Annotated in this window: 11 protein-coding genes; 6 read left to right on the top strand and 5 right to left on the bottom strand. The window is 64.5% G+C overall.

Annotated features, from left to right (window positions below; all coding sequences use genetic code 11):
* The first annotated feature begins 26 nt into the window (after positions 1–26).
* The gene (locus LT988_RS17605) at positions 27–242 is read left to right on the top strand and encodes a hypothetical protein (RefSeq protein WP_232406835.1); all 216 of its coding nucleotides are present in this window, start codon (positions 27–29) and stop codon (positions 240–242) included.
* 27 nt (positions 243–269) lie between these two features.
* Positions 270–545 (top strand): hypothetical protein, encoded by a 276-nt coding sequence (locus tag LT988_RS17600; RefSeq protein ID WP_232406834.1) that lies wholly within the window; start codon positions 270–272, stop codon positions 543–545.
* Here the strand turns inward: LT988_RS17600 and LT988_RS17595 are convergent.
* Genes LT988_RS17595 through LT988_RS17585 form a run of 3 tightly spaced genes read right to left on the bottom strand, consistent with a single transcriptional unit; the run spans position 542 to position 6,705 of the window.
* A complete protein-coding gene (locus LT988_RS17595) occupies positions 542–2,443 on the bottom strand; it encodes a hypothetical protein (RefSeq protein ID WP_232406833.1) in 1,902 nt (633 codons plus the stop codon). The genes LT988_RS17600 and LT988_RS17595 overlap by 4 nt on opposite strands.
* Before the next feature lie 3 nt (positions 2,444–2,446).
* Positions 2,447–4,063 carry a hypothetical protein gene (locus LT988_RS17590; RefSeq protein ID WP_232406832.1) on the bottom strand — a complete coding sequence of 539 codons (1,617 nt, stop codon included), beginning with the start codon at positions 4,061–4,063 and terminating at the stop codon, positions 2,447–2,449.
* Positions 4,063–6,705 carry a hypothetical protein gene (locus LT988_RS17585; RefSeq protein ID WP_232406831.1) on the bottom strand — a complete coding sequence of 881 codons (2,643 nt, stop codon included), beginning with the start codon at positions 6,703–6,705 and terminating at the stop codon, positions 4,063–4,065. The genes LT988_RS17590 and LT988_RS17585 overlap by 1 nt, the downstream gene beginning before the upstream one ends.
* A gap of 149 nt (positions 6,706–6,854) precedes the next feature.
* Here LT988_RS17585 and LT988_RS17580 point away from each other — a divergent pair, with 149 nt between their 5' ends.
* From LT988_RS17580 to LT988_RS17565, 4 genes are read left to right on the top strand one after another with little or no spacing between them, the layout of a single operon-like run.
* Complete coding sequence (locus LT988_RS17580) at positions 6,855–9,674, top strand: peptidase inhibitor family I36 protein (protein WP_232406830.1); 2,820 nt, start codon at positions 6,855–6,857, stop codon at positions 9,672–9,674.
* A gap of 12 nt (positions 9,675–9,686) precedes the next feature.
* The gene (locus tag LT988_RS17575; RefSeq protein ID WP_232406829.1) at positions 9,687–12,371 is read left to right on the top strand and encodes a hypothetical protein; all 2,685 of its coding nucleotides are present in this window, start codon (positions 9,687–9,689) and stop codon (positions 12,369–12,371) included.
* A 31-nt stretch (positions 12,372–12,402) separates the two neighbouring features.
* Positions 12,403–14,691 (top strand): hypothetical protein, encoded by a 2,289-nt coding sequence (locus tag LT988_RS17570; RefSeq protein WP_232406828.1) that lies wholly within the window; start codon positions 12,403–12,405, stop codon positions 14,689–14,691.
* Positions 14,691–17,039: a hypothetical protein gene (locus LT988_RS17565; RefSeq protein WP_232406827.1), complete on the top strand. Its 2,349-nt coding sequence runs from the start codon at positions 14,691–14,693 to the stop codon at positions 17,037–17,039. The genes LT988_RS17570 and LT988_RS17565 overlap by 1 nt, the downstream gene beginning before the upstream one ends.
* Here the strand turns inward: LT988_RS17565 and LT988_RS17560 are convergent.
* The gene (locus LT988_RS17560; protein ID WP_232406826.1) at positions 16,952–17,983 is read right to left on the bottom strand and encodes a hypothetical protein; all 1,032 of its coding nucleotides are present in this window, start codon (positions 17,981–17,983) and stop codon (positions 16,952–16,954) included. The genes LT988_RS17565 and LT988_RS17560 overlap by 88 nt on opposite strands.
* A complete protein-coding gene (locus LT988_RS17555) occupies positions 17,935–21,252 on the bottom strand; it encodes a hypothetical protein (protein WP_232406825.1) in 3,318 nt (1,105 codons plus the stop codon). Before LT988_RS17555 ends, LT988_RS17560 begins: the two co-directional genes overlap by 49 nt.
* Between the last annotated feature and the right edge of the window lie 2 nt (positions 21,253–21,254).

Raw genomic sequence — 21,254 nt, 5'->3', positions numbered from 1 at the left:
GAGCACATGAAAGCGCCCGAGCCGGCATGAATGAGCAACGCGCCGGGCCGATCTGGCGAGCAGGTCAGGTGGGCGTCGATCCGGATCCGCGGCTGTCGCAGGTGCTGTTCCGCGGCGACGCGGAAAACGGCGGCCTTCTGCAGTTCAAGTCGATCCTGGCTCCGAGCGCGGATCAGCTCACCGCGCCCGAAGAGGAGCGGCCGCACACTGGCCAGGCTCCCCTTGCGCCGCGCCCAGATTGACGACGTGGTACCGAATCAAGGCGCCGATTGGCTCAAGACGGAGAAGCTGGCACCAGTTGTGCCGTCGGCGTTCCAGTGGCCTTGGTCGCCGCGTGTCTCGGCGCCACGGGCGTCGCTCTGGCCGACGCCGCCGTGCGCGGCAATGCGCTGCCGACGGTTCTGATATCTGAGCTCGAGACACTGGGACTCGCCGGTCCTGTGGGTGTGATAGCCGAGGCCGACCTCCAGGCGATGTACGGTCTGGTAACCGTCGCGGGCGCGCTCGATTCCCTTTACGGCCTGGCTCGGGTCGCCAAGAGCTAAGAGGCAGGCGGTCGGGGCAATACGATTACGTCGTCATCCGCTTCCCGCTCTCCTACCTGGATGAGGGTGCCGTCTGCGAGATACCAGCTCAACCCGTAACGGTAACGACCTGGGGGCAGCTCGACCATGCGTGCGGCCGTGTCGGTGATCTCGATGCGCTCGATGCGGTCTCCGCTCTCGAGACGGACTTCAAGCCGTCTTGCTCTCGCGGCGTCGAAGAAGATCGGCAACAGCTGGATCTCGCGACGCGGCTTCCCTACCAGCGGAATCGCCAACACCGAACCGGCGCTGCGGCGCCAATCGCTCTGCTCGAAGCGGCCATCAATGTAGCTCGCGTGGCACCGCCATTCGACCTCCCGGGGTCCGTCGTGTCGAGCCGGCGCCGTCCACTGGACGAAATCGTCGAGGCCTCGGACCTCGACGGTTTCCTCGAAGACCTCCCGACCGTCGCGGTGGCGCAGGTCGACCATCGCGAGTGCCACGTCCTGCCAGCCGCTGCCGGTCGGAATGAGCGCGACGCGGACACAGTCGCCGTCGAACGGATCTCCGACGCCGATCGCGTCACCGTTCAATCCTTCGATCCTCCGCTCGACCGTGAGTCCGCGCTGCGACAGATAGATCACTCGGCCACTGATCGGCCCGCGAGCCCCTTCGAGCTCGGCGGACCAGATCGCGCTCCGCCGGCTCGCGTCCAACTCGACGACACCGAATATCGGCGGCGATCCCATCGCGCTGTGCTCGAGCTCCACCCGAACCGACCGCCACCGGTCCTGGAAGTCGAGTCCGGCGGCGAACACCTCAACCACGAGATGAGGCGGCGTCGAAACCGGCACGATCACGCTCGTGGAATCACCAACACTTTGCCAGGAGGACCATGCGCTAGGCGACTGGAAAGCGAGCTTTAGGCGGTACTTCCAACGGAACGAGGTCGTCCCGAGTCGCGCCGATCTGGGCTCATCGTCGGTGAGAGCAATGTCGGCCGCTTCGCCAGCGCCGATCGCTTGGAGTCGAACATCGACCCGTTCGAGCGGCCCTGAGAAATCCCCGAGCGTCCGCACCTCGATTGGTGGAACGCTACCGATCTCACTCGGATCGAGGATGACATCTCGCACGAGCTCCCACCGTTCGTCGGTAGGGAGGAACGCGTCGAGAGTCGTCGCCAATCGAATGGGCCAGCTGACGACGTCCGAAGCCGACGCGCGCACGACGAGATCTTCTCCCGCCTCCAAGCGGCGAGCAAGTTCGTCAAGAACCCACTCGCGCAGAGCGCGTGCGCGCTCTGGCTCCTCGCTGCCATCGATCTCGATCCGCGCGCTCGCGTCGAGGATCGCGCGCGCCACGACGCTCCTTGCAGCCCCTCGCACCGTCTGGAGGCGTCGTCGGACCTCCCGCGCGTCGGCGGCTGCAGTGATCTCGACTGGCGGGAGCCGCACCTTCACGTGTCCCAACCAGGTCACCTGAAGCGGCGAGGTGCCCTCTCTCTCCAAGAGCGGCGCCAGGACCGACGCTTGATGATCGGTGAGGTCGGCAGATAGGACCCCCACCGCGCCGGCAGTGATCGACACCTCGTGTTCGACGGGATCGAGCCCCGGTGCTTCAAGCCGCACGGCAGCATCGAGCCACGGCATGGCCCGGACCTTCTCCGGGTCGAAGCCCTCTCGTGTGAGCTCCGCGGCGGTCGGCGCGACCTCGACGTCCAGATCAAGGCGGCCCGCGGCGAGGCTCAAGCCGCCGTTCCCACCGGAGGTGGGGATCCAGCGCCTAAGCCGGAGCCGCGGTCTGCCGTTCCCATCCCGGGCGGGACGTGGCCGAGCGAGTGCCACGCCGACCCGACCGCCGGCGGCATCGTCTCTCAGCCAAAGGACCTCGCCCGACGCCTCGATTGGCAGAAGCAGCACGGCTCAGACCTCCACCACTACACTGTCACCTTCGCCCTCTCGCCAGTCCGATTCCGCCATCGGTCCGGTGCCGCCGGTGGCGGTCCGCGGGACCGCACGCGTCCGGTAGCGCAGGCGCGGTTTGGCGAATCGGTTTTCGCGCCGCACGGGCCAGACGATTCCGCCATCGAGCTCAAGGGTCCGCCAGGGTCCGCCCTCCACTTGAACCGCATGGTAGACCACGCGACTCGCGTTGTCGGCGGCCGGCTGCAGCGCGACCTCGACAACCTCGCCCTGACCGAGAATCGTCGCCCCCACCGTAAGTCCACGCTCGCCAATCGGTATCGAGCCAATCGGCTCTCGGCGACCGCCCGCGAGGACCGCGGCCACATCCACCGCGGGCGGCGGCTGACGACCCACCGCCCAGGCTTCCGGGGACTCCGCGGTCAGCTTCAGAGCTCGAGAACCCACCGCGACCTCCAACGCCTCGAGCGTATCGAAGAGATCCGGCTCCGCTCGAAAACGCAGGGGCGTGAGTCCGAGCGCGGCGGTGTTCACTTCGAGGAAGAGACCGGTCGGCCGGAAGCCGGTCTCGGTCATCGTCGTCCCCCTGGGCGTGTAAACTGCCGCCTTGAGCCGCCAAGAAAGCGCAAGCACCTCGAAGGTCTCTCGCACGAAACGCAGCCGCACTGCCCCTGGCTCACCGGGGCGGAACACATGCCGCAGCCTCCCGGTTGGGCCTCCGGTGAGGATCTCGACCTCCAGGCTGCGCACGCCGGCGTCGGACAGCAATACATCGTTCACTACCAGCAGCTCCGCGGCCTCGAACGGCGCCGGCTCTCGGATCTCGGTCAGGTAACGCGCGGGATCCGGTTGAGCGGCCAGGAACTCGGAGAACGACCACCGAAAGCCAATCAGCCGGGAGTCGAGCCGAGGTACCTGGAGGCTCAATTCCAGATGCTCAGGCACCGCCTGCCGAACGACCCACCCGTCGTCCGCGGCATCCAGCAGGAAAGGCGCGGAGTGCAGAGCAATCGTCAACAGCGCCTCGTCATTCGGCGGTGGCAGCGCTGCCGGTGCCAGCGGGTACCAAGTGAATACCGTGGTGTCAAGCCCGAGAAACGCATCCTGGATCCGTGTCCAGTCGGCCGGCGATGAGCCTACAAGCGCCGTGAGTTGGCTCTGCACCATTCGGCCATCGGCACGCACACGCCAGGGGAATGTCGGCGCGAAGCCTTGCACCTTCAGCTCGACCTCGACGTCGATGACCTCATCGCCGCCGGCGCCGAGACGCTGGGCAATCGCAACTTCGAGCGAGTCGAGACTTACGCTTCGATCGACGACCGCATCGCCGACAGCAGCCGTTCGGCGCCACTGACCGTTCTCGGACGCGGTTGGAGTCCGAAGCAGAAGACGGAAACGACCATCGGCAAAGGAAACACGCCGCTCCCCCGCCGCCAGCTTCGGCCAGACTGGCGTCAGCCGCAGGTGGAGCAGTCCTCCGTCCGGACTCCGGCTCAGGGCGACCTGACTCGAACCGTCTGGCGCGGTCAGCGGCCTCAGTCCGGACGGCAGTCGATACCGAACCGCTTCGTCCGAGTCGTCCGCAAAGGAGTCGCCATCGCGAATTAGGACGAGCATCAGAAGTCGAACTGCCCGAGCTTGACGACCGCAGTCCCGACCGTGAGAGGATCGGTACCCTGGCCCTCACGCCACTCCGTGCGAGCCCCCTCGCCACTCGGATGGAGATTGGTGACCCGGTAGAAGTAACGCTGCTGATCGTCCGCGGTGCCGAGAATCTGGTCGATCAATCGCCCGACGAGGTTGACCTCCGCTTCCGACTGGTCGGGTGTGAGCCTCGCTTCCGAGCCGTCGTCGAACTCGACCATCAGTCCGGTAAGGGATTCGGCACCCTCGGCGGGCGGTCCGAACGTTCCCCCGGCGGCTCGAACCATCACCGAAAAGCTCAGCGAGCCATAGCCAGGCGTCAACATCAGTAGCCTCAACAAGCTGCCCGGATTCGGCTGTACGCGTCCGAGCACCACCGGCTCGAGCGAAGCGAAGGCGGCGTCGGCAGGCGTGACCTGGTAGTCCACCTCCACGACCTCCTGCGGCGCCACCACGCGCTGCGCGAGCGCGGCTCCATTGACTGCTTCTGCCACGACTCCGTCGGCGAGGATCTCTCGAGTCGGAGGATCCGCGATCACCACCGGACTCTCGATCCGGTTTCGCAACTGGACTCGATACCGCCCCTGGCTACCCTCCACCGGACCGATGAAGTCGACGTCGAACACATCTGCGGAGGTCTGCCACAGCGAGATCGCAACGCCGCTGTGGGCCTCGGTGCCGTCGAACAACCGGTAGCTGACCTGACCGCGTACGACCCCTGCTTCCTTCGTAAGGCGTTCGCGCCAAAGCCGTACGAAGGCCTCGTGGTCGAGTACCAGCGTGTCCGTGATCCCGACGGCGGCCTCGATCTCAGCCTCGTCGCGGTCCTGCGCATCGCCCAGGATATCGAGGTCGAGCTTGAGGCGGGCCTCCCGCGGGAGTATCGGCGAAAAGCGCGCCACGAGACCCTGGTGCGCCAGCTCAGCACGTGCGAGCTCGATCACCTCGGGGTCGATCCACGGCTCGAGTTGGTAGGACATCACGACTTGATAAAAGACCTCAGCTTCGCTCTCGCCCGCGCTGGTCGAAAAATCCCCCGGCAGAAAGGTGAGTCCTGGCAGAAACGGATCTTCAACGTAGCGGGCGAGCCGGAACTCCATTGGCGCCACATAGACGAGGTCGCGCATCAGATTGTCTTGATAGACGACGGCGAGCTGTCGTCCCGAGGCCGCAAACAACGGAACAGGTATCAAGAGATGGATGCCGCCCCGATGATAGCCGGTGATCGCGAACACTTCGTCATTCGTCGCGACGTCAGGGTCAAAGTTGAAAGGGATCTCTTGCTCGTTCTCCAGATCCGTGTCGATGATCGCCGGCTTACCTCGCGTATCGAGCGCGATCTTCGTCGGCACGGCCTTTCTGCCAGCGATCTTCAAATCACTCTTCGCCACCGCCAGTGGGAGGGCCACTGCGTTCACGCGCGCGAGCGCCGCCGATGAAAAAACCGGGCGTGTTGCCGACACCCTGGCGCTGGTGATCGCGACCCTGGGCGTCACAGTTCGAGCCGTCGACGCCGACGTGCGCGTAGTAGGCATGGGCGTGACTCTGGCGGCGCTCGGCGCCCGAGCGGCCACCGTGGTGCGTGCGACTGGCGCGGTCGGAGCAACGCGGGCGCGCATCAGCACAGGGGCCGCGAGGCGGACCGTAGATGGTGAGACGGTCCTTTCGACGGCAACCCGCGGGCGCGGCGCCCCCGTTCTGCGCGGGCTCGTGGCCGCGGACGGGCGCCGCGTGGCGCCGCTCGCGACTTGGGCCATTCGCGGCGGGGTGCGATTCCTCGCCGACAACCGAGCGCCCTGGCGCGGCCGCGCGAGCATCCGACGCAGGTCGTTGACGTCAGCTTCCTCGCCGGGCTCGGGTTGCCGCACCGTGACCCGCACTCGACTGGTGGTCGTCGACGTCCGCCTCATCGTGGCCAGACTCTCTCGACTCAATGTCTGGGTGAAGAAAGCCCCTTGGCGCTCTAGGACCTTGACCTGCGCCTTCTTGCTTGCCGTATCGCCGACAACGACCTGCTGCCATGTCCGCACGCCGACCCGCGTCGCGATCTGGATCACGAGCGAGGCATCGCGGTCGGAACGGCTCATCGCCTGGTAGACGGCGTCAAACTGGGCCTTCTCGGTGAAGATCGTCACCGAGGTGGCCCGCCCATTCCCCTCCTGCTGCAGGGGCTGCAGCGGCACGGTATCCTCGCCGGCACCGCCGCCCCTCTCGACGGGGATCTGATAACGCAGAAACGGCACTGCGCTATGGTCCATCGCGAGCACGCGGTACGCCCGGCCGGCCGGTGGCGGCGTCCAGGCCAAGGACAGGGTCAGACGGCCGACCTCTTCTGTCTCCTCGTCGACGCCATAACGCAACTCCACCTCCGGCTTGCCGTCCGTGACGGCCAAGCGGTAAAGGGGCAAATAGTAACGAATCAGCCGGTTATTCGCCGATACGTATAGAGCGTTCGGTTTGAGCTCCTGCCTGCCGGAGAGCACCGGGCGATCCCCGGCGGCCGGCACCGTCGCGCCCAACGGCTCCTTGATGCGCAACTGTTGTTTGTGGCGGAGAATCTTGTCGACGCGGGTTGCGCCGAGGTTGGTGTCGACCATGTAAAAGCGATTTTTCATTCGTGCGTCTCCTGACCTCGACCGACACCGAGACGGTCGCCGAAGCAGTCCGCGGGGGATCGCTACCCGAGCCAAGAAAAAAAAGCAAGAGCGTCTGCTAACATTTAAGCACAAGAATCTTGGTGCGATTGGCAAATTGGGGGAAGCTCATGCTGAAGATTCCGGCTATCCGCAAGATTGGCGATGTCACCGTTTACCAAGACGATGCCGTCTGGTACCGCTTCTACCTTCTGCCGTCCATGCCGAGCATCCGCCGCGATCAGAACGGCCGGCCGGTATTCCTGCTCGCGAGCTACCATGTCTCGGACCAGGAACGCGCGGAGAATCCCGAGCTACCGCGGGGCGGGGGGTTCATGAACTTCGATGTTCAGTTCGCCGTTGACGAAGAGACAACCGAGCGCGCCCGAACCGAGCTTCAGCAGTGGGTCGAGGAAGAGTACGCGCGCCGGCGCGGGCATCGGCAGTTCTCCCGACTGCGCGAATACGCCGACAGTCAAGCTCCGACCGTCGAGCTCGCCGATCCGTTGCTTTCGGGCGGCACGGTCAAGATGCAGACGACGCAGTCGGATCTCCTCGTCACCGACCGCTTCGCCGAGGCGCCCGCCTCTCTGGTGAGCGGCTCGACCGCAGTGTTCAATATGGACCTGACCGCGCTCGGCGCCGAGTTCATGAAGGATCTCATGGTCGACACCGACGGTACTGGAAGAATCGACCTGACGCCGGTTCAGGTAATTTACGACCTCAGGATGTGGGCACGTACGCCACCGATACTGATCACCGTGACGGGGCAATCGAAGCGCGTGCACAAGACCTTGCTCAAAATCTCCGAGACCAATCGCGACAACCCGTGCACACCGCGCGAGGTAGAAACCTTCCGCGAGAGCGGTGTCAACAGCTCGACGCTGCGCGAGTCGGGCGATGTCAAGGTGCAAATCGACAAGGGCGATGCAACCGTTCCGGACGAGATTGTCGAGGCTCTTCAGGACTACGCACTCGATCTCTTCGACACCATGATCGAGGAGCGCTTTCTCGTGCCGGCCGAGGGCGACGACGAGAACCTCGAATTTGACTCCGACGATCAGGAGAGCCAGGATCGCGACCCCGGTTGGGCAGCCGTTCTATACGATGGAAGAAACTACTCGGGGACCAGCCTCGAGGTCGACGAAGACCAGGACAGCCTGGATGACCTCAAGGGCAAAGTATCATCGGTTCGGGTACGTCCCGGACATCGCGTGACGCTCTATCGTAGAACCGGATACGGTGGTCAGAGCAAGCAGATCAGCTCTTCGATGAGGAGCCTCGGTGGCGGCTGGGACAATCGGGCCCAATCGGCGAAGGTCTGGCGTCCCCCGACAAGCCGCTACAAGGTCCGCAAGACGGTCAATTACTCGACGATGAAGCTCGAGATCAAGATCGATCGCTCCCAGGTGGTCGAATGGCCGCTGGTCGCCCAAGCGACGCTCGCCACCTTCTTCAGCGGAGCGAGCGCCGATGAGATCGGACGTCATGTCGTCGAGCTTTTCCCCAACGACTTCGATACCCTCGGAGTGACGGTAATGGCGATGGTCGCCTTCGAGACTTCTCCGTTCCAAGCCGTGGAGATCCAGCTCAAGTACAGCGCTAAGGCCGACAATGGAGAGGAGCATACGACGAACGCCGCGTTCACCTTCCGCGCCGGTGAGATGGACCCACAGCGGTTCGACCCCGCCATCATCGGCGGCAAGCACGAGTACGAGCACCGCTATCGGATCTTCTACGATGATGGGGGGGTAACCGAGTACACGCCATGGGAGATGTCGACCAACCGGGCCTTGAACATCAGCATCGTCGATCCGGGGCGGCTCGAGCTCGAGGTCTCGTCGGCGGCGCTCAACTGGGAGATCCTCCGCGGCATCACGGTCAAGTTGTCCTATTCGGATCCGGATCGTAGCGATCCGTTGATCGAGAGGACCTTCGAGCTCACCGAGCTCGTCCCAACCCGCAAGTGGGAGCACGGCTTCAAGCGCGAACTGCTCGGTGCCGTCGACATTCAAACCACCTATTTTCTGAAGGACGACAAGGTCGTCGAGGCCGAGCCCCAGAAGGTCGCCGCGAGCGAGAACCTATTCGTCGTTCCGCCGCCGCAGGTGGACGTGCTCAACGTCAGTCTGGTGCCGACCGGCGACTGGAGCGACGTAGCGCAGGCAGTCGTGTCGCTCGAGTACGACGCCGGTAACGGGCAGGTCTTCGACCGCACTTATCGCTTCGCGAAGGTCGACGACTTCGCCGAGTGGCAAGTCCTTCTGCGCGACCCGACCCGCCGTACCTTCCGCTACAAGACCCTCGTGACCTACAAGAACGGCCAATTCGAGGATTCGCAGTGGCACACCGAGACCGGAGATCAGGCGATCCCGATCAAGGTCAAGGGGGTTCCGAAGCTCCGGGTCAACATCCTCTCGAATTTGGTCGATTTCACACGAACGCCGGCGGTGACGGTTTCGCTGACCTACGGCGGGGAGGGTAAGACCCTGAGCTTCACGGATTCCCGAACAGCCTCCTGGGAGGTCCCCCTGGACGTCGACGGCAGCCGAAATTACACCTACGAGATCACGTGGCACCCGACCGACGGCAACCCGATCCGCTCGGGACTGGTTCGCACGGCCGATACCGAGCTCTTCATTCCCAAAGCCAAGCTCGTCACTCCCGGAAAGCTCGAGGTCATCGTCCGCGGCTTCGCGGTCGATTTCGCCAACACGCCTTTCGTCGACGTCACTCTGACCTGGGTCGATGGAGATCGCGAGGAGCGCAAGACGCTGACGCTCCACGAGAACCAGAAGAACATGTCGTGGTCGGTCGATGTGGGCGACCGTGCCCAGCGCACCTACAGCTACGAGGTGGTCTACAACCTCGCTGACGGCCGGCGGATCGATGGGCCTTCCGGTCAGAGTGATGATCCGGTCGTCTCCATTACCCCGTACCAGACAGCTTGAGGAGAATGCAACATGCTGAAGCTCCCCGCCTTCAAGCAGTACCAGTTCCCGACTGGAGAGACCGCGACTGTCTTTCAAGACGACGCCCAGTTCTGGCGTTTCTACGCCATTCCCGGATTCCCGACCGTTCGGTTGACGCCCGACGGCGATCCGGTCTTTCAGCTCATCAAATATGCCTTCTCCGATGCGGCGCGCGAAGAGGATCCCGAGCTGCCGCGCGGCGGCGGTTACATGGTGTTCGACTCGGAGCTCAAGGTGAGTGCGGAGCACCGCGACCACATCATAGCCGACCTTCAGAGCTGGGTCGACGCCGAGTGGGAGCGAATGAAGCACATGCCGAACGACAAGTTGCGGACGCTCGAGCTCGGCGCCACCTTTGTCGACACGATTGGCGAGCACTGGGGGCAGGAAGGCATGCGCGGCACAAGACGCGCCTCGGCGAGCCGTGGCTCCACCACTTTCCTGACCATGCCCGGCAGCGGTTTCGAGCCACCGACCACGGGTGCGCCGGCGCCGCAGGTCGTGATCGGCGAGCCGCTGTGGATCAGCGGCAACGTCACCATGAGCGCGCCACAATCCACCGGTCTCGTGCAGCACGCCACCACCGAGCGGCCCGCGTCGCTGATCGGCAATAATGTCGCCGCGTTCAACATGGACCTCACCCCCGACGGCGCCACATTCATGCAGAAGACGCTGGTCGGTGAAGATGGCGGCGGCGCTACCGACCTGAGCCCGATCCAGGTGGTTTACCAGATCAAGATGCTGGCCAAACTACCCCCGGCCACGATGTACGTGAAGTTCAACACCGCTTCGATCTATCACTCCGTCCAAGAGCTCTTCCACGAGCACCACAACTGCACCGACGACTACTTCACGTCCGAGAATTTGATGAGCACGGCGATCGAGGCGGGCCTGATCACCGTCAAGATCGACATGGGCGGGGTGCAGGACGACGACCTCGAGCAGATGATGATGCAGCAGGCCATGAACATGGTCCAGCAGCTGCTCACCGACAGGTTTGCCGAAAAGGAGCGCGAGCCCATGGAAGAGTGGGCTGACTCGGACCTCGCGGAGAGCTCCAACGAGGTCTATCGCCTCAAGCAGGTCACCGAAGTCGACATGACGAACTTCGAGCACACCATGGAGATCAACACGACAACCGAATTCGAGATCGCGCCCCAGGGAACCTTGGCTGTCTTCTTTCACGGCCGCACCGACATGGACAAATTCGTGCGCCAGATCCTGCTCGGCGACGCCTTTTTCAACACCCTCGGCCTCAAAGCGCGCGCCTTCGCCAATTGGGAGGAAGATGAGATCGCCTTCGTCGAGATCGAGATCAAATACTCCCACGGCGGCCAGATCAAGACGCAGACCTTCACCTTTACTGCGACCGACAACGACCCCAAGGAGTGGGACCCGTCGGTGATCGCCGGCAATCGGGATTATGAGTACCGTTGGCGGGTCGCCTTCGAGGGCCGCGAGCCGGAGGACTGGTCGCGATGGAACAAGGAGACAACGCGCAATCTCAACGTCTCGGTGGAAACACCTGGCATCCTTTCCACCGAGGTCACCGGAGTCGGGCTCGACTTCGAGAACATCCTCGACGCCGTCTTGGTGCACCTGAAGTACGAGGATGGCTCAAACGACGTGCCGGAGTCGGGGCAGTCGATCCTGCTCGCGCCGGATAGACCGTCGGGCACTTGGCGACTACCACTCTATGCGCCATGGGAGAAACCGATCGATTACCGCGTGGAGTACCTGCTCAAGACCGGGACCTCGATCGAGGTTGGCTGGGAAAAGACCGACGGACCAACGCAGAATATCCTGATCAAACCGCCCGAGATCGACGTCCTCGACGTGCCTCTGGTGCCGGCAGGAATATGGACCGACGTCATTCAGTCGGTCGTTTCGTTGCGTTACCAGGACGGCGACTATCATCGCGACGCGCAGTATAACTTCAAGAAGTCGGACGAATTCAAGAAGTGGGCGGTAATCCTGCTCGATCCGAACAAGCGTGCCTTCGAGTACCGCATCCTCTCGACCTTCCTGAACGGCGATACCCAGGAGACCGAGTGGCTGTCGCGCGATGGCGACCAAGCGCTCGGCCTCAAGGTCGTCGGGCCGCCTCGGCTCGAAGTCAGAGTCACCGGAGCGGTGCTCGATTTCGCAAGCACACCGCTGGCGAAGGTCGATCTCGAATACGACGACCCGGAAGGCGAGCGTGACGTCGAGAGCGTGTCGCTGCAAAAACCGGACGATGTCAAGATCTGGTCGATTCCGATCCGCGAGGGGGGGCCGAAACGATACCGCTACCAGACGACCTACTTCCCGGTGGAAGGCGACCCGGTCGAGCGCGAGTGGGAAACGACCGAGGACGAGTTGATCGTCGTGCACAGATACTCGATCCCCAAGGTCGGCGCAAAGTTCATGCCGATCCGGCAGGATTTTACGGCGACTCCCGCCGTCGAGGTCAACCTGAGCTATGACGACGCGCAGCGCGATGTTCACGAGCGCATGACCCTGGTCTTCACGGACGGCACCGTGCAAGAGTGGTTCGTGCCCGTTGCCGACGACGCCCCGCTGGGCTACGTGATGACCGTCACCTGGTACATGGCCGACGGAGCCACCGTCACCTCGAGCCCGGTGACCTTGGACAAGCCGGCCGTGGTCATACCCCCGGCACCGCGACAGTCATAGCTCTTCGCACTTCACACCACGAGAGGACAGTATGCTTTATTTGGGTGAGGGTGCACGTCAAATCAGCGTAAGCGGCGATCGTATCATTCAGGTCTTTCCCGATTTCAGTGATCCGAACGCGTTCTACTACCTCCCGAACGTGCCGCACATCGCCAGCATGGCGGATGGCACTCCGGCGATCCGCTTGCTGGTGTACCGGGAGGATCTCGACACGATCGATGACGACGACGACGAGGCGGTGGCTTTCCTCAGCCTTGACGTCGACGTCTCCTGGCCCGCCGATGCGATTGATGAGGCAATCAGCAAGCTGCAGCTCGAAGACAACCTCATGCAGAAGCCGCGGCTGGCGCCGATCTTCTTCCGCGAGGGGTCCGTAAAGCTGATGCTGCTCGACGCCGTCACTCCCGAAGAGGAGGAGGCTCACCCGGGTGAAGCCCAGCCGACCGAGTTCGTCATCAAGATCCTAGGCGCCGGCTCACCTTCGCTCTATGGGGACAATCGGGCGATCTTTCAGGCCATGCTGCCCAAAAAGGGTGCCGTGGTCTTGTCGCAGGCGCTCGACGGCGTCACACCGATCGGTGTTGTCTACTCGCTCACCTTCGCCGGCCTGCAGCCGGCCTTCAACATCCGAGCCCGGGTCGACTGGCAGCGAGTGGTCGATCACTTCAGTGAGCAGAAAGAGCTCGATCTCCTCTTCTATGAGCGCGACATCCAAGAATCGATCGACTCGCTCGTCGACGAGCGGGCGATCGAGATCGTCGAGATGGTCGAAGGGATTGGTGCAGCGGCGATGGATGCGGAGCGTGAGCAGGTCATGAACACGGTCCGGCAGTTGATCTTCGACAAGTTCTTCGAGGCGACCTTTGAACGGGAGACCGCGGTCGGTGACGCTGCCGAGGACCGGGTCACGGGCGCGCTCACCAACATCGCCCAGAATGGCCTGACCCTGGGGATCGGCTACACCTATCGCAGGAAAGAGGTCAAGATCGACGAACTGCGCACCTTGGACCTCGACTACACGGCGCGCAAGGCGGCCGAGCGCACCATCTACCCGCAAGCCCACATGCACAAACTGTTGACCGGCTCCGCGGTCACCCAGGAGCAGCTTGTCACCATCATCGACGGCAGCGACGCCGTCTGGAAGACCCTGCCCTTCCGCGTCAGCGCCGCCGCCGCATGGGAAACGGACGGAATCGCGGGCATTTCGGTGGACATCGAGTACGAGGACGCCGACAGCGGCGCCGTGCGCACCTGGAGTACCTTCCTCGACCGCGAGCATGACAGCGACGAGCATCGCGACTGGATGGATCGCACGAGCGGCAACGCGTTTCGCTACAAATACGAGGTTGTTTTCCAGGATGATTCCGTGCCCGGGCCGAGCCCCAAGGTCGACTCTGGCGGATGGATCGATCACGAAGGCTCGGTCCTCGTGATCCAACCCCGTGACCTCTACCGCAGCCACCAGCTCGAGGTCATGGTGGTGGATGGCTTCTCCTTTGAGCGCTGGCCCGCGGTGCAGGCGATCCTTCGCTACCACACCGAGGACGAGACCTTCGAGCACTACGAGGACGGCGTCCTCAAGAAGGGCGCGCTGGCCTTCACCACTCGCTTTCGGACCGACCGCGACATGATCGGCACGCGCGAAGTCAAGCTGATCTACCTCGGCGCCACGGGCGAGCGCGTCGACACCCAATGGATGCCGATGCCGCAGGACCAGTGGGTGGTCGAGGACCCGCACGGCAGCGCACTCGACATTCGGGCCGTAGTCGCCGGAGACCGCTCCAAGATCGCCAACCTGATCGTCGATTTCGAGTACGTCGATGAGGATGCGGGCATCCACGAGACCCGCAGTCTGTCCTTCTCGCAGGAGGACGTGAACATGCCGAAGACGTGGCGAGTGCATCTGGCCGATCCGCTCAAGCGGCGCTACCGCTATCGGATGACGCTGGTGACAACCGACGGCGAGTTCATGGAGACTGGCTGGCTGGAGACGGACGCGCCGACCCTGCCCGTCGGCGAGAAGTACGTGCGCCAGCTTGCGGTCGAGATCGTCACCGGCGAGCTCGCCCCGGGCGTCGAGGCCGTCGAGGTGTCGCTCGTGTATGACGACGAGGACAACGGACTGCACGAGGAGGAGAGCTACCGGCTCGGATCCGACTCGCGGGCGGATTGGAAGATCCAGCTTCAGGACGCCGGCAAGCGCGACTACCAGGTCACGATGAATTGGATTCGCGAGGACGGCTTCAATCAGCGGGTCGGACCGACCACGCGCACCGACGGGCTGATCATTGTGCCCGGGGCGCCGCCGGAGACCCTTTGATGCTGGCGCTCGACCGCCCCCTCGGCGTGATTTCGGGGCTAGCGCTTTTCGGCGATCACGCGGATGAGAACCGCGTCTACTACGTCCAGACGCGGCCACGAGTGGCACGACTCAACGGCGAGCCGGAGTTGTCGTTCATCAAATATCGCGGTCGCGACGCCGCCGAGGGCGGCGTTGGCCTGTTCTCCTTCACCACGGAGCTCGCTGCCAGCGACGAATCGCTCGACGAAGCGCGGGACCACCTGGTGGATCTCGGCATCCAACGACCGGTGCTGACGCAAACCCCATGGCTCGGAGGCAAGGCCGTCTTCGCCGCCGCCCTCGCCGAAGGCGACCGCTTCGTCGAGAAGATGCTGGCTGAGGTCACGCCCGATCTGATCGGCAGCAACCGCGCGATGTTCTCCGCCACGCTGAGCGAGGAGGGCGCGGACCTGGTGGAGGCCTTGATCCGGATGGAGGAGGGTGCCAACCCGCTCGGAGTGCGCTACGAGCTCGAATACGCGGGTCTACGCCCGGCCCTCGAGGTTCGCATCCGAGCCGACTACAAGCGGGTCTACGATGAGCTGTCGTGGGGCTTCCAGCTCGGCGCGTCATATGAGGGCATCGGGGTTCGCGTCGGCGTCGAGTCGGCGACCCAGAAGCTGGTGGAGTCGGGTGCGATTCAGGTAGAGGTGTTGCACTTCACTGACGACGCCGATCTGCAATCGCGGGTCGACAAAGCGGTGCGTTGGTTCCAGGATCGGATCCTCGAAGAGCTCTTCGAAAGCTCGCTGCAGCCACCGGCCCACGAAAACCTCCTGCAACGGGCAATCGATGCCGCGACGGCGCTCGGCGCCGCGAATCTTCAAGAGGCGGTCGCCGACACCAGTATGGCGGGCGAGCTGGCGCAGATCCTTGGCATCTCACCCGACATGCTCGGTTCGCTCGCCAGCGCCAGCGACACCCGGGGCGCGGGCGGAGCGGCGGGGAGCGAGTCCAGTTTCGCGCTTCAGCTCCAGTTCGCTTTGCGCGATATCCGCCAGGAGGAGCTCAAGATGATCACTCTCGATTGGTCGGAGGCAAGGGCCGAGCGTCGAACAGCCGCCCCGCAGGGACTGCTGTCGCGCATCGGCCCGGCCCCGAGGATCGTCGTGGTCGACGAGAGCGACGACATCTGGGACCGGCTCAAGGTCAACGTCCGGCCGTTGGGGGATTTCGAAGCGCTCGGCGTCCAGCGGATGGTCGTTCAGCTTGCCTACCCGGACGAGGATGGCGACGTGAAATCCTTCACCTTCGCATCCGGCGATAGCCCGCCGGAGTCTTTCGAGGTCTGGACCGATGGCAACCCGCCACGCTACCGCGCCCGCACCGAGGTCCACTTCGACAGCGAGGGCGCTTGGCCCGGCCCGCCAGTCCACATCGGTGACTGGCAAACGCGCCGATCGCTGGAGCTCGCGGTGCACCCGTTGAGCGATGTACCCCGGGTCGAGATTGAAATCTCGCCGGGGACTGTGCAGTTCGAGGAAACGCCGCAGGTACAGATCGATCTGCGGATCGACGGCGGTGCGCCATCGTCGCACATGTTGAGTGCGGTACAACCGACCGCGACCTACCGCCGCCGACTGCAGCCCGCAAGCGGCGCAGGGGAAGCATCCGGCGGTGATGACGCCGAAGGCGTGCAAGTCAAGGCTGCTCCGCTCGTCGAAGCCCGCCCGATCTGGTTTCTAGCCGAGGGCGGCAAAGTCGAAGGGGACTGGGCGCCGGTCGAGGGTACAACGCTGCTCGTCCATCGACCCTGGAGGAGCCAGCGTGCGGTGCGTCTCTTTCCGTTGCTGCCCGACGATTTCATGACGGCGTCGGTAACAGTCACGCTCTCCGAGCACGGCAGGGCGCGCGCCGCGGAGGTTCAATTCAACACCGGCGAACGGGGCGCAAAAACAGTGGTCCTGCCCTCGCTATCGGAGGATGCGCCACCCCTGCGGGTCGATGTCCTCGTCATCCGGGGCGACGGCTCTCCCTTCATCGGCGAACCGTTCGAGACCACCAGCCCGGTGATCCTCGTCCGCGACCGGGATGGGGACCAGCGCCAGGTCCGCGTCCGTTTGCTGGCAGGTGCGCGCCTGGCCGACCACGGCGTCATCGCCGTACAAGTGCAGCTACTCGGCGATGGCGACGAGGTCGTCGATCAGGTCGTGTTCTCGGAATCGAAGCGCGAACCAGCCGTCCTGTTGGCTCCCGTCGCAGAGGATGGCGTGACGTCTTTCCGCTACCGCGTGGTGCGCTACGGACTCGATGGCAGACCCGTTCGCGGCGCCGCCGAGGTGGCCGACGTTGCCGAGTTGCTCGTGATGGCTGCGGCACCCACATGAACGTCGGGCGTGAGGAAGAGGCGCGCGCGCAGCTCCGTTTCGCCGAGCTCGATTTCACACGACCTTCCCACCCGCCAGTCAGGCGCCGCTATTCCGCGGCACAGACTCCAGAGGGCCTCGGCGTAGTCCCGAGGCCCCCCGAGAGCACTTACCAGCCGTCCGACCGCACGGTGCTTGCGCTCGTCTTCGGGCACCAGCGTCCAGCCCGAGTTGCCGACTCGAAGCCGAGCGGAGCCACCGTCCTCGAGCGACGTCGAGACGGTCCACCGGCCTGCGACGGCGGGACGGCGCAGCAAGTGGCCGAGTAGCTCGCACACTTGCGCCCAGCCCCCCGGCACGCTCGCTTCGATCAGGCTCGCCGGGGATGAATGGCGCGCCAGCAGCCAATACACATCGACGCGCTCGACGCCGGCGTCACCCGCCGCAACTCTCAAACCCCAGGGCCGCGCGAGCCCGAGCGCCGGGCGTACCTCCTCGAGACGGGCTCGCCGACGAGCGCCGAGCACCCGCTCAAGTCGCCCGAGGGCCACGCGCGGGTCCGGATCGCGCAGATCGACGAAGACGGCGGGCTGTTCCGGAGTCCAGTAGAGCCACGCTCCCAGGCTTTCGTGGCGATCGGCCGGCAGCGGTTCGAGAAAGTCGGCGAGGTGATCCAGGGTACGCTCGGAAACGACCTCCCGGAGACGTTCGGGGTCGAGACGCCCTCCCAATCGCAGGCCGACCCTGAGCTCGGCCGACCCCGGTGCGTCGATCGCCAGCTGGAGCGGCGCACCCGCCTCGAAGCAGGAGCGAGCTTCGCCGGGGGCGCACACAGCGGCAAGGCGCTGTGCGATTCCCCGCGCCGCTCTACCGTAGCGGGCGAGCAGTGCTACCCGTAGGAGGGTCTCCTCGATGCTCAGGCGCTGGGCAGCAGCACCAGCCGTTCCTCTGTCGATTCCCGCCACTCACCCTCCTGTGCTCCGGTCGCCCGGAACTCGGTCACTCGATACTGATAAGTGCGGACATGCATGTCCTTGATTGGGATCGACCAGACAAAGTCGCCGGTATGGCCGCTACGAATCAGCTCCGAGTGGTCCCAGTGCACGCGGTTGCGCTCATCGTCGTAGCGGAGGTCGATCTTGACGGCGATAAGCTCTCCCGCCGGCGGCGGCACCAGCCAGGTGACCTGCACCGGGACGACGTCGATCGCCTCGACTCCCAGGATGAGCTGCCCTCCCTCGCCCTCCGTCCAATCGATGGTATCGATGTCCCCGGAGCGCTTGATGAGGGTCGCCTGATACTCCCACGCACGTACGCTCGGATCCTCGAGGCGCACCGCCCACTGCTCCATCTGAGCGTGCTCGGTCAGCTCGCGCTCCTCCTCGACGATGCGATTGTCGTGCGTGTAACGCAATCGCACGACCACGCGTACGTACTCGTCGGCCGGATCGGCCAGCACAACCTGAACCCGCAGGGTATTCTCGCGCGGCTCGTTGACGACGATGAGCTCTTGAGGCGTCCATTCCTGGACCGGCAGCGGAACTTGCGCGCCGTCGGTATAGAACAGTGTGCCCTCGGTATGCAGCGACTCGTCCTCGAGTCCGTCCTCCGGGCGGATGACGAGTCGATGCTCCGGGGTTTCCGCCGACAGGGTGAGGTTTTGCCGGTAGGGGCCGTAGCTCAGCACCAGTTGCGCACGTTGCAGCAGGTCGAAACGCATGATGCCGGCCGCGACGTTTACGGTAATCGCCGGCGTGACGTCGCGCGGATGGATCACGAGGTTTCGCTCTGTGCTCCGTAACCAGCCTTCGGCGTCCGCCCCCTCGACGCCGACGCTGGTGACCGCACCGGACTGGTCACCGAGCGCCACATCCGGCAGATAGTGGACGGTGACTCGATATTCGTACCAGTAGATGACCGCCGACTCGTCGTCGTTGCTCTCGCGCAGGACACCCGTCTTCCAAGTGCCCTCCTCGTTCTCTGCGGTCATGACGATTTCGCCGGTGCGGCGGAAGGAGCCGTCGAGCGGCGCGTAGCGGATCTCGACATGGATCGAATTGATCCCTTCGAGCTCCCACTGTGCGGTTGTTGTCGCCGCGATCTCGAGCCACTGGAAGAAATCGATCGCGCCATCCGCCTCCAGGACGTAGTCGGCGGGGTCGATCGCTTCGAGGAGGAGCTGACCTTGCGGGTGCACCTCGTGCGTCGCCGCCTTGCGCGAGCTCAGCTCGTAGACCGCTGTGACGCGCTCCTCGCGCTGGATCATCTCGAGGTTGACCTCGAAGCTCGCCTCGATCTTGGTCGCTTCTTCCTCGGTGCTCGGCCGTTCGCCTTCGCGGCGCTCGAGGTGTCCGCGCAGCACGGATCGCGGGCGCCCGGGTGTCCCCGGTTGCCGTGGTTGCTCAGGCTGCTCGGGCGGCTCGGGCCGTTCGGGCTGTTCCGGCGGACTGGGATCTCCGATCGCCTCGATGATGACCACCCGATGCTCGAGCCTGCTGTTGTGCCTGCCGGGGAACGGGTCGGTCGGGCCGCCGTCTGGGCTCAGGGTTGGAATCTCATTGCGACTCGCCGGGTCGTGACCGAGTGCTCGGGTATCACTGATATCGAAGTCCTTATCGATGCGATTGCTGACTCCCTGGATCAGGCCAAGCGCGACCCGGAGTCGGCGGTCCGACAGATCTCTATTGTGTTCCTGGTCAGCTGGGTCCTGCTCGTAGCTGGCGTAGGCACGCAACCTCAGACGACTTTGGCTGAGACCAGCCAGCCATGCGTCAAGGGTGTGCAGACCGGGATGCTCGGATCCTCGCTGCTGGGAGTGATCGAGGAATCTCGTGTCGCGAGGCCCTTGGTCCCGATGGTTGCGGTTGGGCGGAGGTGGAACGCGCGCGATATAGGAATTAATATCGCTTTCAAGATAGGGCTCGTCGAACGCGAAGAACAGATGAAACGGCTGTGGTGTGGGCTGTGGCTGTGGAGTTGGCTGCGGTTGAGGTTGGGGCTGCGGCTGCGGACCCGGCTCGACCTCGGGCCAGGTGATCTCGACGTGCCGGGTCTGGCCGGCCGGAACGTCGACGACGAGATCGCTTCCTTGGAGCGCTTTGGGCTCCAGAGCGTCCGGTCGCGGGCCGACCTTCGCGGTTGCGCCGCTGCCGCGCACCCGCAGTGTCTCACGCGTCCCGCTATCCGTCGGCCGAATATGCTCGACACCAAGGTCGGACGGCCAGGGTGCGGGCGTCGTCGAATCCACCTCCCAGTCGGCGTCTCGGCGCTGCCTGGCTGTTGACGTGGAGCCGGACGCGGACGACGAGGAAGAGTCCGCTGAAGACGACGAAGACGAGCCCGTCCCGGACGACCTGGTGCCTTCCGTCGCAGCGGCGCCCAGGTTGGTCACCTGGGACGCTTGGGCCAGTGACGGCTTGAACCATTTGGAGCCCATCAGGTTGCCGATGATCTCGTTAATCTTCGCCTGATCGACCGGCGTCCGGCCGTTCTCCCCCGGGACGGGATCGGTCTCCTCCACGATGATCGATCGATTCTCGCGCAGCTCCTCCATCAGCATGTGGAAGCCGGCCTTACCGACAAACGACGACTGTCCCCGGCTCACGGAGATGCCCGCGTTGAGCTTCAGGTCGAGGCTCTCGAAGACCCGCTCGTAGTCGATCGTGATCTTCAAGTTGTAGGCTGGGCCGATCCCGGCGTAGGTCAGATGGTAGATCGCCAGCGCCATGGTCGCCCCGCCGGCCCGGATCACCTGCTGCATGAGCGCGGCGCCGTCGCGATCGAGAACGACGCTGAAGGCGGCGCGCTGCGTGCCGTAGAGCGAGGGCACCGTCGATCCGGCGACCTTGCGCACGAATGGTTGGCCCTCGTCCTCGCGGCCGACGCCGAGGAGCACGAGCTCCACCGAGCCGGACATGAAGGGAACGGGGACCAGGCTCGCGCGACCGCCGAATCGCCGCGTGACTTCCTGTTCGGCCGCCTCGCGGAGCCGGTCGGGAATCGCCAGGTCGACGTCGAGGTTCAGGAAACCGCCGCCATCCTCCATCCCCTGCGGCGGGGCGGCGTTGGGATCCGGACGATAGAGCACGAGGCGCATCGCATAGTCCCCGCTCCCCTCGGCGCTGCGCGCGATCCGGGGTGCCTCGGGCGGCAGGAAGTAGTAGGTGTTCGGATCGCTGAAGTCACGGAAGATGGTGAGCCCACGGAAGTAAAGTATCGGATCAGTGTAAAGCATGG

Source organism: Thiocapsa bogorovii (genome assembly GCF_021228795.1).
In the GTDB taxonomy this organism is placed as follows: Bacteria; Pseudomonadota; Gammaproteobacteria; order Chromatiales; family Chromatiaceae; genus Thiocapsa; species Thiocapsa bogorovii.
The sequence above is the reverse complement of the archived record's forward strand: the minus strand, read 5'-3'. Positions and strand labels throughout refer to the sequence as shown.

What these genes read in the sequence shown, in the direction of transcription:
- LT988_RS17605 (WP_232406835.1), top strand. Translation starts at nt 27, where the DNA reads ATGAATGAGCAACGCGCCGGGCCGATCTGGCGAGCAGGTCAGGTGGGC.
- LT988_RS17590 (WP_232406832.1), bottom strand. Translation starts at nt 4,063, where the DNA reads ATGCTCGTCCTAATTCGCGATGGCGACTCCTTTGCGGACGACTCGGAC.
- LT988_RS17585 (WP_232406831.1), bottom strand. Translation starts at nt 6,705, where the DNA reads ATGAAAAATCGCTTTTACATGGTCGACACCAACCTCGGCGCAACCCGC.
- LT988_RS17580 (WP_232406830.1), top strand. Translation starts at nt 6,855, where the DNA reads ATGCTGAAGATTCCGGCTATCCGCAAGATTGGCGATGTCACCGTTTAC.
- LT988_RS17575 (WP_232406829.1), top strand. Translation starts at nt 9,687, where the DNA reads ATGCTGAAGCTCCCCGCCTTCAAGCAGTACCAGTTCCCGACTGGAGAG.
- LT988_RS17570 (WP_232406828.1), top strand. Translation starts at nt 12,403, where the DNA reads ATGCTTTATTTGGGTGAGGGTGCACGTCAAATCAGCGTAAGCGGCGAT.
- LT988_RS17565 (WP_232406827.1), top strand. Translation starts at nt 14,691, where the DNA reads ATGCTGGCGCTCGACCGCCCCCTCGGCGTGATTTCGGGGCTAGCGCTT.
- LT988_RS17555 (WP_232406825.1), bottom strand. Translation starts at nt 21,252, where the DNA reads ATGCTTTACACTGATCCGATACTTTACTTCCGTGGGCTCACCATCTTC.